The sequence below is a fragment of the Algibacter agarivorans genome (assembly GCF_039543245.1).
Lineage (GTDB): Bacteria > Bacteroidota > Bacteroidia > Flavobacteriales > Flavobacteriaceae > Algibacter_G > Algibacter_G agarivorans.
This window is the reverse complement of sequence record NZ_BAABJJ010000029.1, coordinates 70592-86394: the sequence shown is the minus strand read 5'-3', so window position 1 is coordinate 86394 and position 15803 is coordinate 70592. Positions and strand designations below refer to the sequence as shown.

15 protein-coding genes are annotated in these 15803 nt (G+C 33.6%); 4 read left to right on the top strand and 11 right to left on the bottom strand.

The genetic code is table 11. The annotated features are described in order from the left end of the window. Positions 1–44 precede the first annotated feature (44 nt). The 6 genes from mnmE to ABD935_RS09710 all read right to left on the bottom strand — a co-directional run bounded on the left by mnmE (position 45) and on the right by ABD935_RS09710 (position 6602). Entirely contained in the window at positions 45–1475 is a 1431-nt protein-coding gene (mnmE, locus tag ABD935_RS09735; RefSeq protein WP_345191772.1) for a tRNA uridine-5-carboxymethylaminomethyl(34) synthesis GTPase MnmE, read from the bottom strand. 12 nt (positions 1476–1487) lie between these two features. Beyond that, positions 1488–2318, bottom strand: a complete 831-nt coding sequence (locus ABD935_RS09730; protein WP_345191771.1) for a CvfB family protein — start codon at positions 2316–2318, stop codon at positions 1488–1490. Positions 2319–2801: 483 nt separating this feature from the next. Then, the gene (locus ABD935_RS09725) at positions 2802–3140 is read right to left on the bottom strand and encodes a DUF2853 family protein (RefSeq protein ID WP_345191769.1); all 339 of its coding nucleotides are present in this window, start codon (positions 3138–3140) and stop codon (positions 2802–2804) included. A gap of 96 nt (positions 3141–3236) precedes the next feature. Beyond that, positions 3237–4997, bottom strand: coding sequence for a 2-succinyl-5-enolpyruvyl-6-hydroxy-3-cyclohexene-1-carboxylic-acid synthase (gene menD / locus ABD935_RS09720; protein ID WP_345191767.1), 1761 nt, complete (start codon positions 4995–4997; stop codon positions 3237–3239). A gap of 49 nt (positions 4998–5046) precedes the next feature. Next, positions 5047–6177: a chorismate-binding protein gene (locus ABD935_RS09715; protein ID WP_345191765.1), complete on the bottom strand. Its 1131-nt coding sequence runs from the start codon at positions 6175–6177 to the stop codon at positions 5047–5049. Next, on the bottom strand, positions 6177–6602 hold the full coding sequence (locus tag ABD935_RS09710) for a PaaI family thioesterase (protein ID WP_345191763.1): 426 nt from the start codon (positions 6600–6602) through the stop codon (positions 6177–6179). Before ABD935_RS09710 ends, ABD935_RS09715 begins: the two co-directional genes overlap by 1 nt. 51 nt (positions 6603–6653) lie before the next feature. Between ABD935_RS09710 and ABD935_RS09705 the strand changes: the two genes are divergently transcribed. Both ABD935_RS09705 and ABD935_RS09700 read left to right on the top strand, forming a co-directional pair. After that, positions 6654–7289: an alpha/beta hydrolase gene (locus ABD935_RS09705; protein ID WP_345191762.1), complete on the top strand. Its 636-nt coding sequence runs from the start codon at positions 6654–6656 to the stop codon at positions 7287–7289. 134 nt (positions 7290–7423) lie between these two features. Beyond that, the gene (locus ABD935_RS09700; protein ID WP_345191760.1) at positions 7424–7999 is read left to right on the top strand and encodes a GNAT family N-acetyltransferase; all 576 of its coding nucleotides are present in this window, start codon (positions 7424–7426) and stop codon (positions 7997–7999) included. A gap of 100 nt (positions 8000–8099) precedes the next feature. On the opposite strand, the gene ABD935_RS09695 is transcribed toward ABD935_RS09700, so the two are convergent. Both ABD935_RS09695 and ABD935_RS09690 read right to left on the bottom strand, forming a co-directional pair. After that, positions 8100–9332, bottom strand: a complete 1233-nt coding sequence (locus ABD935_RS09695; RefSeq protein WP_345191759.1) for a DUF6161 domain-containing protein — start codon at positions 9330–9332, stop codon at positions 8100–8102. Between the two features lie 193 nt (positions 9333–9525). Continuing rightward, a complete protein-coding gene (locus ABD935_RS09690) occupies positions 9526–10131 on the bottom strand; it encodes a pyridoxamine 5'-phosphate oxidase family protein (protein WP_345191757.1) in 606 nt (201 codons plus the stop codon). 156 nt (positions 10132–10287) lie between these two features. Here ABD935_RS09690 and ABD935_RS09685 point away from each other — a divergent pair, with 156 nt between their 5' ends. Next, positions 10288–10644: a hypothetical protein gene (locus tag ABD935_RS09685; protein WP_345191756.1), complete on the top strand. Its 357-nt coding sequence runs from the start codon at positions 10288–10290 to the stop codon at positions 10642–10644. On the opposite strand, the gene ABD935_RS09680 is transcribed toward ABD935_RS09685, so the two are convergent. Beyond that, positions 10637–11584, bottom strand: a complete 948-nt coding sequence (locus ABD935_RS09680; protein ID WP_345191754.1) for an NAD(P)H-dependent flavin oxidoreductase — start codon at positions 11582–11584, stop codon at positions 10637–10639. The genes ABD935_RS09685 and ABD935_RS09680 overlap by 8 nt on opposite strands. 173 nt (positions 11585–11757) lie before the next feature. On the opposite strand from ABD935_RS09680, the gene ABD935_RS09675 reads away from it, so the two are divergent. Beyond that, positions 11758–12258, top strand: a complete 501-nt coding sequence (locus tag ABD935_RS09675; RefSeq protein WP_345191753.1) for a nicotinate-nucleotide adenylyltransferase — start codon at positions 11758–11760, stop codon at positions 12256–12258. Between the two features lie 97 nt (positions 12259–12355). Here ABD935_RS09675 and ABD935_RS09670 read toward each other — a convergent pair whose 3' ends face one another. Next, positions 12356–13585, bottom strand: coding sequence for a class I SAM-dependent rRNA methyltransferase (locus ABD935_RS09670; RefSeq protein ID WP_425550214.1), 1230 nt, complete (start codon positions 13583–13585; stop codon positions 12356–12358). Positions 13586–13854: 269 nt separating this feature from the next. After that, complete coding sequence (gene dnaK / locus ABD935_RS09665) at positions 13855–15759, bottom strand: molecular chaperone DnaK (protein WP_345191750.1); 1905 nt, start codon at positions 15757–15759, stop codon at positions 13855–13857. Between the last annotated feature and the right edge of the window lie 44 nt (positions 15760–15803).

Below are 15803 nucleotides of genomic sequence, written 5' to 3'. Positions count from 1 at the left end.
TTTTTCTTTAAATAATACATTTTAACATCAAACGAAAATGCTAGTTACTTTCCGATACAGAAATTAGCAAATATATTCCCTAACAAATCATCATTGGTAATTTCACCAGTAATTTCACCAAAATGATAAAGCGCTTGACGAATATCTATCGCCAATAAATCGCCTGATAAACCTGAATCTAAGCCGTGCTTTACTTTATAAATCTCTTCAAAAGCTTTTAATAAAGAATCATAATGACGGGAGTTAGTAACTATGGTATCATTGTTTCTTAATGCGCCAGTATTCACAAAACTGAGCAGTTTTTCTTGTAGTGCATCTACTCCAATTTTATGTTTTGCAGATAATAAAATAAAGTGAAACCTTTCAACAGAGCCTGTACTGAGCGCAGTCGTATTACTCAAGGTGACTTCTAATTTTGATTTTTCTTCCTCAGAAAGTTTATCTATCTTATTGGCAATAATAACCAATGGTTTCTGAGGGTATTTATTTTTAATCTTTTCAATCTCAATTTGAAATTTTGACTTTTTAGTTTGAAAATCTTTAGCATCAAATAAATAAATAACAACTTGAGCCTGGTCTATTTTTTCAAAGGTTCTTTTTATACCAATACTTTCAACCACATCTTTAGTCTCTCGAATACCAGCAGTATCAATAAAACGGAAACCAATTCCTCCTATCGAAATTTCGTCTTCTATAGTATCTCTGGTTGTTCCTGCTATTTCTGAAACAATGGCTCGCTCTTCATTTAACAGAGCATTCAAAAGTGTGGATTTCCCCACATTTGGTTCTCCTACAATAGCTACAGGAATACCATTTTTAATAACATTACCAACAGCAAAAGAATCAATCAAACGCTTTAAAACAAATCGAATACGTTCAACTAAATCCTTAAATTGGCTTCTATCAGCAAACTCGACGTCCTCTTCAGCAAAATCAAGTTCTAATTCTATAAGAGAAGCGAAGTTTAAAAGTTCCTCGCGCAGCTTCGCTATTTCAGATGAAAACCCACCTCGCATTTGTTGCATAGCTATTTGATGGGACGCTTCATTATCACTAGAAATTAAATCAGCAACCGCTTCTGCTTGAGATAAATCCAATTTAGCATTTAAAAATGCACGAAGCGTAAACTCTCCAGCAGTAGCCATTCTACAGCCTTTTCTAAGAAACAATTGAATAATTTCTTGTTGTATATAATTGGAACCATGGCATGACACTTCCACGACATCCTCACCAGTATAGGAATTAGGGTTTTTAAAAACAGATACTAAAACTTCATCTACTATTCTTTCTCCATCAATAATATGCCCTAAGTGGATGGTGTGTGTTTTTTGATTGCTAAGTGCTTTTTTAGATGTAACAGATTGAAAACACGAATCTGCTATCATTATTGCATCCTTTCCTGATAGTCTAATCACAGCAATGGCACCAGCGCCGGATGGTGTTGCTAAAGCTACAATGGTGTCTTGATTTATCATGTTGTAAAAATACTAAACTAAATAAATCCCATCTGGCTTAATTTCTATCAAGCGTTGTCTATACAAAGTCCCTATAGCTTTCTTAAAGTTTTTCTTGCTCATTTGCAAAGCGTCTTTAATAGCTTCCGGACTCGATTTATCTGTTAAATTAATATACCCACTATTATCTTGAAGTTCCTGCATAATCTGTTCTGCATTAGGTTCTATATTTCTAAAACCTATTTGACCTAAGGCAATATCAAGTTTATTACCAGGACGAATTTTTTTAACAATCCCTTTAAGTTTATCACCAATACTTAAATCTTTAAAAATACTGTCTTTATAGATTAGTCCCATGTGCTTCTTGTTCACAATCACATTCATACCAATATCAGATGGGTGGGACACGATCAAATCGACTTCATCAAATTCATTAACAGTTAATTCTTTATTATCTAAAAATCTATTGGTTTTACTGGAAGCCACTAACCTATCGGTCTTTTCATCCAAATAGCAATGCACCAAATACCAACCGCCTGCTTTCATTTTAAAAGCTTGCTCACTAAACGGACAAAACAATTCTTTTACTAAACCCCAATCTAAAAAAGCACCGAAATCCGTTGCTTGGTTACAACGTAATAAAGCAAATTCACCACGCTTAATATATGGCATATCCGTTGTTGCAACAGGGCGCTGTTCATTATCTAAATACACAAAAACATCAAGCTTATCCCAAATTTTAAAAGCCTCAGGCACATAACGGTTTGGCAATAACACCTGGTTATCTTCATCATCAATCAAATAAGCACCGTGATCAGTTTCACGAAGTATTTCTAGCGTATTTATTTCCCCTAATTTTATCATGCTGCAAAGGTAACAATTTTTCAATCTTGCACTAAGTTTACAACCATTCAACTTAATACTTATTTATATTTATTTTTTTGGGCGCATCCCTATCGGGTCAGGCTTTCACTACTCGCTCCCTCCTAAGGTCGGGGAGCTCAAACAAACCGTTCAATCCCTTGCGCAGGCAATCGCAGTAACAGTAATATATTGCCATTTAATTTTCCAACCCAAAGTTTATCAAATTTTAAAAATAAAAACGCTTTAAATACTTTTGCACTCAACCCTCCTAATTTCGATTAATCGAAATTACCCTTACTTTAATACAAAGGGAGTAAAAAGTTTAAGTAATATTTTTAGGAACAAAAAATTGTGACAGATACTATTAATCAAAACCTTTTAATTAAAAAGACCCTTCAGGTTTTTAAAACCTGAAGGGTCTGGAGATTATATAAAAAAAACGCTACAATTACGTAACGCTTTATACTTTATAAAAACAGAGTTCTAATAAACAGACTCTTTTCCAAAATGTTTAGTAAGCAAATAGTAAACTACGGCTCTATACTTATTACGGTTAGATTGTCCATATTTATCCATAACGGCCTGAATACCTTTATCTAAATCAGCACCATCTTTTAATCCTAATTTTTTAATTAAAAAATTGTTTTTCACGGTAGCTAACTCAGAATCATCAGATCCAGAAACCGTTGCAGCATCCTTGTTATAAATAGATGGACCACAACCAATAGTAACTTTAGTTAATAAATCCATGTCTGCGTTTACACCGCATTTGTCTTTTAAATCGGTAGCATATTTTGCAATAAGCTCATCTCTTTTACTCATAATGATTTCGTTTTTAATGTGTTAATAAATACTAATTGATAGCTGTTATAAAGATAACTATTTATTAGACACAATAATTACTTACAAGTCACATATTCAGCTGATAAAATCGAAGTAATTTAGCAGCACGTCGTCATTAATTTGTTTTGGTGTAAAAACCTCTAATAATTTGGGCTGATCATCTTCTAAATAGAAAGATTTTAATGCTGATTTTAATGATACTTCATCAGAAATTGATTCATATTTAAACCCATACATATTACATAAATGTTCTGCCGTTAACTGATGATTCGTTTCAAAATAGGTGTCAAAATTCTCTGTGTTTTTGTGTCCTGGCAAAATTCTGAAAATACCACCACCTTGATTATTCACAATAATAATTTTAAAGTTTTTAGGAATATAGTTATTCCAAAGCGCATTACTATCGTATAGAAAACTTAAATCACCTGTAATAAATAGGGTTGGTTTTTTATTAGCCACTGCACAACCAATAGCTGTGGATGTGCTTCCATCAATACCGCTGGTGCCTCGATTACAATACACTTCAAGAGTTTTATTTATTTTGAATAATTGTGTATAGCGAATTGCAGAACTATTACCAGATTGCAATATGTATTGGTCTGGAATAGATTTTAAAATACGACTAAAAACCTTAAAATCTGAAAACGGAATTTGTTCTAAATAGGTTTTATGCTTTTTTAAACGACTTTGCTTTACAGTTGTCCAAATGGCTTTGTAATTGCTTTTTACATAATGTGTAACTCTTGGTAAAAAGGCTTCAAAAAAGGCATTTGGTGTTTTTTGAATATGGTTATCTAAACAAAAAAACGTGTCATTCGCCATTTTACCATCTATATGCCAATGGTGTTCAGGTTGATATTTACGCAGAAATTGTTTAATTTTTTTAGACACAATTAAACCACCAAAAGTGACTAAAATATCAGGCTGAAGTTCCTGCTTTTCTTCATCAGAAAGAGGTGCAATAAGTTGGTCTATACTCGAAAAAAAACTGGGGTGATGTAAATTAGATGTCGTTTCTGTTAGCACAATAACGCTATCATCTTCAGCCAATTCATCTATCCATTTTTTTTCAATTTGGTTAGGCGAATTCACACCAACCAAAATCATTTTTTTTGATGCAGAATTCCAATCCTCAAAACAAGATTGCAATACGTAATCTTCAATGTTATCAGACTTTACATTAATAGCTATAGTCTTTGGTGACACACTTAATGCTTCAACCGTTTCATAAAGCGGTTCATCTAAAGGAATATTAATATGCACAGGTCCTTTTTTAAGGACAGCAAGATTAATAGCTGTATTTATGTTTTCTTCGTTATGCGTTTGAATATTTTTTTGCAAGCCTAGCAAACGTTCAAATTTATCTTCTAAATTTTTAAAAATTGGTAATTCTTCATGTTCAGGAATATTCTTTTCATCCTTCAAATCCAACTTTAAATTAGCAGAAAATAAAATATGATTTTCAAAAACATTTTTTTGGTTAATGGTTTGCCCATCACCAATACCAATTAAATGCTTCGGTCTGTCTGCTGATAAAATAACTAACGGGATATTACTATAAAACGCTTCCGCCACGGCAGGATAATAATTTAACAAAGCACTACCAGACGTACAAAGTACAGCAGTGGGTTCTTGCAATTGTTGGGCTATCCCTAAAGCGAAGAAAGCCGCAGACCGCTCGTCTACAATGCTATAACACTTAAAAAAAGTATCATTAGTAAAGCCTATAGTTAAAGGGGCATTTCTACTACCTGGAGAAATAATAATGTGCTTTATGTTTTTTGCTTTACAAAGCTGAATAACGGTTTGAGCAAGCGGAATTTTTGGGTATGTCATGTACGCATTAATCTTAGCGCAAAAATAAGAAATAGGGCGTTAAATCAATCTATGGCAAGATACTTTTAATTACCAAAGATTTTGAAACCGTTTCTTCCCATTCACTTTCAGCACAAGAGCTTTCAGTAATACCACCACCTACATAAATAATAGCCTGTTTATTTTTAAGCTGCATACAACGTAAATTCACGTAAAGTTGTGTACTATTTTTAGTAACGGCATACGCTCTGTTTTCTATGTTTCGTCGACCAGAACGTGGTGCTTTAGTTATTTCTAAATTCAGTTCACCTAAAAACCCGGTGTAGAATTCACGATTATAATCCTCTTGTTTTAAGATGAATTGTTTTGCCGGTAGTTTTGGTAATCCACAAACTGCGGGCGTTGGGTGTAAAGCCCCTATAACTTGCTTTAAGGATGTTTTAGATTTTAACTGAGCAGAAATCATGGTTTTTAAGTGTATCAAATTCCCTGCTTTTACGGTTTCAACATCAGAAACCTTAAAACTTTCAACCGATGGTTTTAAGTTGTCGATTATAAAATCGGTAACAAATTGCTGCTCTTGTTTTTCTTTAGGCTGCCAAACCACATCCAAACCGCCTTTATAATCTTGAGTGCCTGCCAATGCCATAATAGAAAATCGGTTGCCTTCTATTTTTATTAAGGTTTCTGGAGTAGCACCTAACCACAAGCCTACTTTAGGGTGGTACCAACAATATACAAATGCCGATTTGTAAGCGTTTAATATATTTTTAAAGATTGTAAGCGGATTGGCATCAGAAAGATTTACCGTTTCCTGTCTAGATAAAACGACTTTCTTTAATTCAGATTTTTTTATAGCTTCAACACCTTTTTTAATAAGGCTGATGTGATTTTTTTTAGAATCTGTTGTGGCTGAATTGATATGCATTTGCACTTCGACAGGCTCAGTGTGACTTTCTAGATTTAGATTGGCTAAACTTATCACTTCAGAACTATCACTTGGAATTAGCACTGTTTTTTCAGCATCGTCAAATGGCGAAAACACAAAACCCTTTTCGGTAAAATCTTCAGTAAAGTGCAAATTATCATTACTTTGAAGTCGTGCACTGAGATTGTCTTGGTTTGGTTTTCTGTAAGCTACAAAAGGCAATTGATTATGAAAATGCGATCCAATACGCTCAAAAAAATCGTTTGAGGTCATTATTTATTTTTAGGTAACGAAATGGTAGATAGCTTACAAATAGATATCAAATTATCGGCTTCGTCGGTTACACGAATATCTAATAATTGCGTGGTTCGGCCTTTGTGTAAAAACGTAGCTTTAGCGTATACAAAACCTTCTTTAACACTTTTTAAATGGTTTGCTGTAATTTCTATGCCACGAATAAAAAATTTTTCTGTATCCATGAAAATATGGGAAGCAAAACTACCTACACTTTCTGCTAAGGCAACTGTAGCACCACCATGCAGCACGCCGTCTGGTTGATGTACTCTAGAATTTACAGGCATTCTAGCTACTAAAAAATCATCACCAAAATCTGTAATTTCAATATTTAAGGTTTCCATCAAGGTGTTTTTACAAGCTTTATTAGCTTGTTCTAAAACATCTTTTTTAGATAATTGCATAGAATAGTTTATTTTTAAATCGTTAACAAAAATACAAAACATAAGTTGTAAATGAATTCACGAGAAAAAGAAATATCATATACTACAACCAACTCCTATTCTACCTTAAATACGCTAACAAAATCGACTAAAAATGTTTGGTTTGTTTGTCATGGTATGGGGTATTTAAGCCGGTACTTTTTAAAATATTTTAAAGGCTTAAATCTAGACGAAAATTATATCATTGCCCCACAAGCAAGCAGTAAATACTATATTCAGCCTGGGTTTAAACACGTAGGCACAAATTGGCTAACTAAAGAAAATACTGTAAAAGACACCGAAAATGTCATGCGTAATTTTGATGCCATATTTGAAGCTGAAAACATCCCTGATAATCTTAATTTAATTGTGTTTGGATATTCACAAGGTGTTAGTGTGGCAATGCGCTATGTGGCAAAACGGCAATTACAATGCGCACAACTCGTTCTGCATTCTGGAGGTATTCCTAAAGAATTACAAGCTGAAGACTTTGCATTTTTAAATACTAAAGTGAGCTTAATTTGTGGTACACATGATGATTATTTAAACGAAGAACGTTTGCAATCTGAAACAAAAAAAGCACAAGATTTATTTAATAATCAATTGCATGTTATAATGTTTGATGGTAAGCATGAAGTAAATGTGGATATTATAAATGACTTATTATAAGTTGTCATTGCGAGGAAGCATGACATGGCAATCTCATGAAACAAAGCGACACATATAATTAGAAACAACATAGCAAACAACAAAAAGATTGCCACATCAGGCAAAAAGGCCTGATTCGCAATGACGTACATACCATGAACATACCAACCCTAGAAAACAAACGCGTAAAACTCACGCCTTTAAATTTAGAAAACTATACCCACCTAACGGAAATTGGTCAACAAGAAAACTTGGTACAATACTCCCCAAGTAAAGTTGAAACGCCCGAAGATTTAAAACAGTACGTGCAAACAGCTTTAGATTGGCAAATCAATAAAACCGCTATGCCTTTTATTATTTTTGACAAAAAAGCAAACACCTATGCCGGCACATCACGTTATATGAACATAAATTGGCACAACAGCGTTTTAGAAATCGGAGCCACTTGGATAGGACGCGAATTTCAAGGCACAGGCTTAAATATGAATATTAAATTTTTAATGCTGCAATATGCCTTTGAAACCCTAAAGTTTGATAAAGTAGAGTTTAGAGTGGATGAACGTAACATCCCCTCTAGAAAAGCCGTTGAAAAAATTGGTGGCATCTTAGAGGGTGTTTTGCGTAAAAATACGCTGATGCTTGATGGTTTTAGGCGGAATACCTGTTGTTATGGGATTTTGAAGGAGGAATGGGATGGGATCAAGAATGATGTTTTTGCTGAATATTCATGATGCTAGGCTCGACTGTGACGAACACTTACTTGTAACAGAACTCGTCGGGAGACGAGGGCTAGTAGGTGATTTTCTTGTCCTTGCATCTGGTTTGAAATAACTATTTGTTTATTATTTTACTTATAAAATCATTCGGCATAGTCGGTCCAGAATCATCTTTAAGTAATCCAGTGTCAGCTCTACTAAATAGAGATTGCATAATTAACTGTCTATCTTCTTTTTCAACTTTAGAGTCATTCAATAGAGATAGATAGAAATATGTTAATGTATTACGTTCTTCACTATCTCTTGCCAAATGAAAAGAACTAAACATAACTTTAGTAATTGCTTTTATGCAGAAAGCCATAAAAGAAATAAAGGTAATATAGATTATTGACCAACGGATTGCTGCACTTTTGTCATCTGCAAAAAAGCTTGTATAAATTTCTTCAGGTACCTTCCAAAGCAGTTCTCCTAATGACCATACGACTAAAACCACAAAAACTATTAACGCTGCAAATGAAATCCATCCTTGAGTTCTTAAATTTTTAGCACGATTATTCCAATATTCAGCTGGTTTTTTTAAGCTTAATAAACTGTCATAAGTGTTTTCAAGTTCAGCGATTTTATCTTTAACTCCACTGTTTTCATCAGTTCCGTCATACCAATCATTAAATAAAGATTCCTTTTCAGATTTGAAGGTGTCTATTAAATTTACATATTTTTGGTAATCTTGATTAGCTTTGGTTAAATGTCCAGTCAATTGAGTTTCTGATTCACTTAGTTGACTTCTTAAATCATTTTTAATCTTACTGATAGACGATTTTTCTTTTTTCCTTCGTTCTGTTATTTCTGAATTATCTTTTAAATCAAATTCATAGGCGAGAAGACTCCCAATTAAATTATTTCTATCTGCTAAATTCGTATTTGTTTTAACAATGTAGTTGTATGCTCCAGTAGTTGAATCAGGTATTCTGTTATTTATGTCAGTCAAAAATTCCGTTTGACTTGAGTCATAGGTGAAATAATTACCGTTTTTTTGAATTTGACCTTTCTCAGTTCTCCAGTAGTTTTCAAGATTCCCTTTAGTTTCAAGATGCCGTGAATTCAAAAAATTATCTAGTCTGCCTTTTAAAGTATTAAAATGTTGTTTTGAAGAATTTAATTCTGATGGAATATTTTCTAATTTCTCCCAGCCAGCAAGCTGTTGACTCACAAACTTGTGTATTGAACTAAATCCTTTGAGGGTTAGAGAAAATTCAATATGAGGATATTCAATTGTAACTTCAACTGAATTGAACCAATCCGATTCGGAGGATTCAGCAATTTTCTTTCTAATTTCTGTTGTTGTCATATTTTTGTTTTCAGCATGTTCCTAAAGATTAGGATATGAATCCGTTTCAATGATTTATATCCACCGATAAGCAAAGTTAGAATTTTTCTTACTTAAATAAGAGTGAAGTTATAAACACTTATAAACAAAAAACACCTTCCAAAAATTGGAAAGTATTTAACAACTAGTTCAAACAAATAAGCCTAAACCGCGTTTACAAATCCTTTTTATAACGCTTCATCATAGCATCTCTAGATTCTGGAGTTTCTTTAGACCCTAATTGGTCTTTTAGCATTTGCCCGATAGTTGGAAAATCATCTCTATTAATTTGGGTGTTTTTATCCCATAATTTAGAACGCATAAAGGCTTTAGCACAATGCAAAAATAGTTCTTCTACTCTAATAACAATACAGGCTTTTGGCGGATTTTGTTCGGCTGTAAATAGGTTTAGATAGGCTTTATCAGTAGATAAATAGGCTGTTCCATTAACACGAAGCGTTTCATCAATCCCAGGAATTAAGAATAATAACCCAATAGTGCCAGTCTCAACGATATTAGAAATACTATCTACCCTATTGTTGCCTTTGGCGTCTGGAATAACAATTTCTTTTTCGTTCATCACTTTTACAAATCCAGGATGTCCACCTCTTGGAGATGCATCTTGTTTTCCTTCTTTACTAGACGTTGACAATACTAAAAAAGGGGCATGATTTATAAAATTAATAGCGTGAGGTTCTAGACTATAAAGCAATTTATCTTTAGCTCTTCCTGTAGCATAACCATATAATTCGCGAAGTTGAGATTCATTTTCAATTTGCATAAAAAACCCTTTTAAATGTGATAACCAAAAGTAACCATTTTAAAAATTGATTAACAATTAAAATTCATGGTAACCATATAAATAGGTAGTTCATCAAGTATTTATAAAGCTATTCATAAATATTATCTAAAATTACGTTTTACAAAATGTTTTAATATGAAGACCCTTATAATAATATTAGCCTTATTGTTTACAAGCCTTAGCAACGCACAATTTATATCTGATGATGATGTATTGCATTTTGGAGTAGGTGCTTTAATTTCTAGCACTACTTACTCATTAGTTTATTCTAAAACAAAAAACAAAAAGAAAGCCTTTTGGTATAGTTTAGGTCTATCATCTTTAGCTGGTTTATCCAAAGAAATTTACGATGGCTATATAATAAATGGACGTTTTGATACTGGTGAATTTGTGTCAACTACTGCTGGTGGTTTAGCAGCAAGTACAACACTTAGTTTATTTGTTGGAAAAAAAAGGGATAAAAAACATAAGAACGTGGCTTTAGTTAACTAACTAAATGCCTGATTATATCTTTAGTTGGTAATATTTTATTGGTATGCTCTATACTTGGACCTGCAACCCAAACGGTTTTATAAGTGGCTTTAGTGGCGGCCTTTTTAGTTGCATTCATACCGATTGAAAACCGAATCATTTTCACCCATTTTTTAAGTTTTTTGTTTTTATTCAAAACAGATTCTAACCCCGTTTGTTTTGTGCCTATTTTTTGTACATAAGGCGTATTAATCACGGTACAGGGTGTTCCTGAAATACGCTCGGTCATAACAATATCATCAGCTCCATAATCTACGCATGCTTGTTTATATTCCTCTGTTACGTCTGCTTCAAGAGAGGCTATAAAAGGACTTCCTACAGAAACACCTTCTGCTCCATAACTCAACATGTCATCAATATCTGCTTTGCAGCCAACGCCACCAGCCGAAATGATTGGAATGCTGCAATGCGTGCTTAATTCTCTAATTAATGCTTCTGGTGTTTTATCTCCTCTATGACCTCCTGCCAAATTATTTACAGCTATAACCGCATCAGCACCTAATTCTTCAACTTTTTTGGCAAATTTTAAATCTACCACATCACAAAATACTTTTATGCCTGCTTTATGGGCTTGCTTTATGGTTTCTTCTGGGCTGCCTAATGAGGTTATTATAAAATCACAACCTTCTTCACAAATCACTTCTAACTGTCCTTTGTACTTTAAGTTCGATTTGTTAACAATTAAATTAAATCCAAAAGCCCCCCCTTCTGGTTTTGCTGCTTTTAATTCTCTTAAAGCTATTCGTAACTCATCAAGTGTTCGGTAATTCAACGCCGGAATACAACCTGCAATACCTCCATGCATGGCTTCTTTTACCATGGCTACGTTAGAAACCAAAAACATAGGTGCCTGAATAATGGGGTGTTTTATATTTAGAAGTGCTGTTAGTTTAGTTGCCATAATTATTTTTTTCAAATATAATAAAATATTATGCATGCATAGTAACTGATATTCAAATAGTTACAGATTAGTTCATTATCATAAATGTTAAATATCTGATTTTATGATATTTATCATTTACTTACTATGCATGCATAATTAATTTTGTGGTTGTAATATAATTATATTTTATCATGAAAAAAATAGTCCTAGGTTTATTTATTTTTGGATTAACCATCCAAGTCCAATCACAAACAGTTTCATTACCCGAAACTTTAATCTCAGTAAATTACAAATATTTAGATGCTGTGGATTTAGACCATGTTCCCGAACGTGTTAAAAAGTTAGAAAAAGAAGTTCTTAATTATAAAAACATAGAACAGTCAAAACTTTACGATGATGAACATGATATTTACAGCGTATCTTTTTATGTTCCTGAAGGAAAAATAGTTGCTGCCTATGATATACATGGGAAAATTGTTAGAACTATTGAAAAATACAATAATGTAAGATTGCCTTTAGTAGTCATGCAAGCAGTGTCAAAGCGGTTTCCTAATTGGGGAATAGTTGAAGATGTGTATTATATTAAATACCATATTGAGCAAGATTCCTTAAAACAGGAATACAAAATTAAGCTTAAAAATGCTGATGAAACGATTACGGTTAAGACCGATGAAAAAGGTGCATTTTTATAATAATTTATCTGTTTGATACAAAAAGCGCATTCAAATAATTTGAATGCGCTTTTTTTGTTGCTAATATTCTTTAAAAGTCTACATTCAAAGACTAAATCTAATCTAAAAAACGATAATAGCTACATTTTAAATAGGCCCCTTCAGGAAAACCAATAGGATGATCTGTATCGTGTTGCGTCTTGAGAACTACTTTATAACCTCTGTTAGTTGAAACCAAGGTTTGACTATTAATATCTAAAAACGCTTGAGATAAAACTCTAGAAGAACAAGAAGCCAAGACTAAAAGTCCATTTTTAGCAGTTAGTTTTTCACCTAACTCAGCTAACTGAGCGTACTTCTTTTTAGCTAGCTCTATTTCTGAAGCTTGCTTTGCGAAACTTGGAGGATCAATAACAACAACATCAAAAGTGATTTTGTTTTTAATGAGTTTTTTTAGTTCTTCAAACGCATCTCCAGCTATGGTTTTATGTTTTCCAACGTAGGTATTCAACTTACCGTTTTGAATGGCTATTTCTAATGCTTGTTTGCTAATATCTAAACTTGTTACTTCTTTAGCGTCATTGTATAAGGCATGCACAGAAAATCCGCCAGCATATGAAAACACATCTAGAACCGTCTTGCCTTTACTCCACTCACCTACTTGTTTTCTATTGGCTCGATGGTCTAAAAAATAACCCGTTTTATGGCCTTTAATGACATTTGCAGAAAAGTTAACGCCGTGCTCAACAAATTCGACAACTTCATCCTCTAGAGTACCAAAAACGACTTCCCCATTTTTAAACTGATGAGATTTTGATTGCTCTAAACTTCTGCTTAAACGAATGACGACAGTTGCTGCTTCTGATGTTTGTTGCAAACTTGGAATAATGGTTTCTAAATAAGGTAACCAGATTTCGGAATATATTTTTACAACTAAAACGGATGCATAAACATCTGCTATTAAGCCTGGAAAACCATCGTTTTCACCAAATAATAATCGGTAGCTATTGGTATTTGTTTTTAGTAAAGGTTGTCTTTTATTATAAGCTTCTTTTATTTTTTTTTGAAAAAACGCTTCATTAATTTCAGTTTTCTCATGGCTACTATGAAGCATTTTAATCCGAATTGGTGAATTGGCATCATATAAGCCTAAACCAACTACTCTATTTTTATTTTTACTGAAAACAATAGCTAAATCACCTGATTTAGCATCGTCATTTATTTTAGTGATATTATTAGAAAACACCCAGGGATGCCCTTGTACAACAAACTGCTCCCCTTTTGAGTTTAGCTTTACTGCTAAACGTTTAGGAATATATTTTGATTTGATTTTATTAGAAAAGGACATATATAATGATACCATTTAAGTGGTTGCGAAAGTACAAAATTTGAAATTCTATTGCGAATCCCAAATTCTTATAGGAATGCGGTAATCTATTCTTGTTTGGTCACTGCGAGGAGACACGACGTGGCAGTCTGTTTAATTTTTAGTTCGATAAGTAAGATTACTTCGGTCATTCTTCCCTCGTAATGACGTTACAAACAAAAAAAACGCAACCAAATTAATGATTGCGCTTTTATAACTTCAAGCTTCAGCATTCCAGCTTCTAGCTTTTTTTATTTCACTTCTTCAAAGTCTACATCTTCAACATCACTACCTTCTGCTTCACCGTTTTGGCTAGCATCTGGTCCTGGAGCTTCTCCTCCACCTTGTGCATCAGCTTGTGCTTTGTACATTTCTTCAGAAGCGACTTTCCAAGCTTCGTTTATTTTATCTAAAGCAGGAGTAATAACTTCTAAATCTTTAGCTTCGTAAGCTTTTTTCAATTCTTCTAAAGCATCAACAATTGGCTGTTTTTTATCTTCCGACAATTTATCACCAAATTCTTCTAATTGCTTTTCCGTTTGGAAAATCATAGAATCTGCTTCATTTAATTTCTGAGCATTTTCTACAGCAGCTTTATCTGCATCAGCATTTGCTTCTGCATCCGCTTTCATTTTTTGGATTTCTTCTTCAGTTAATCCAGAAGATGCTTCAATACGAATATCTTGTTTCTTACCTGTAGCTTTATCCTCAGCTCCTACTTTAATAATACCATTGGCATCAATATCAAATGTTACTTCAATTTGTGGTGTTCCACGTCTTGCTGGTGGAATATCACTTAAATGAAAACGTCCAATTGTTTTATTATCTGCCGCCATAGCGCGTTCACCTTGTAATACGTGAATCTCTACAGAAGGTTGATTATCTGCCGCAGTTGAAAATACTTGCGATTTCTTAGTTGGAATCGTTGTATTTGCTTCAATAAGCTTTGTAAATACGTTACCCATAGTTTCAATACCTAATGATAAAGGTGTTACATCTAAAAGTAATACATCTTTAACATCTCCAGATAAAACACCACCTTGTATACCAGCTCCTAAAGAAACAACTTCATCAGGATTAACACCTTTACTTGGTGCTTTTCCGAAAAATTTCTCAACCTCTGCTTGTACAACAGGAATACGTGTAGAACCACCTACTAAAATCACTTCGTCAATATCACTTTTACTTAAACCAGCTGCTTTTAATGCCGCAGCACAAGGCTCAATAGTACGTTTTACTAAATCGTCGATTAATTGCTCGAATTTAGAACGTGTTAATGTACGTACCAAGTGTTTTGGTCCGCTTGCAGTAGCTGTTATATATGGTAAATTGATTTCAGTTTGCGCAGAAGATGATAATTCAATTTTCGCTTTTTCTGCAGCCTCTTTTAAACGTTGCAAAGACATAGGGTCTTTACGTAAATCCATAGACTCTTCAGCGTTAAACTCATCTGCTAACCAGTTAATGATTTTCTCATCAACATCATCACCACCTAAGTGTGTATCACCATCAGTAGATAACACCTCAAATACACCATCACCTAATTCAAGGATAGATACATCATGAGTTCCTCCACCAAAGTCAAAAACAACTATCTTTTGGTCCGTACCTTTTTTGTCCATACCGTAAGCTAGAGCAGCCGCAGTAGGTTCGTTAATAATACGTCTAACTTTTAAACCAGCAATCTCACCAGCTTCTTTAGTGGCTTGACGTTGACTATCGTTAAAGTAAGCTGGCACAGTAATTACTGCTTCAGAGACATCAGTTCCTAAATAATCCTCAGCCGTTTTCTTCATTTTTTGAAGAATCATAGCCGATAATTCTTGTGGCGTATATAAACGGCCATCAATATCAACTCTAGGCGTATCATTATCACCTTTTACTACTTTATAAGGTACACGTTCGGCTTCTTTTTTAGACTCAGAATATTTATTACCCATAAAACGTTTAATAGAATAAACTGTTTTAGTTGGGTTTGTTACCGCTTGTCTTTTAGCTGGGTCACCAACTTTAATCTCACCGCCTTCTACAAAAGCAATAACAGATGGTGTTGTTCTTTTCCCTTCCGCGTTAGGAATAACTACTGGCTCGTTACCTTCCATTACAGAAACGCAAGAGTTGGTTGTTCCTAAATCGATTCCAATAATTTTACTCATAATATATTTTTTTATTGTGTTGAATGTTCATTTTTAATTTCAAG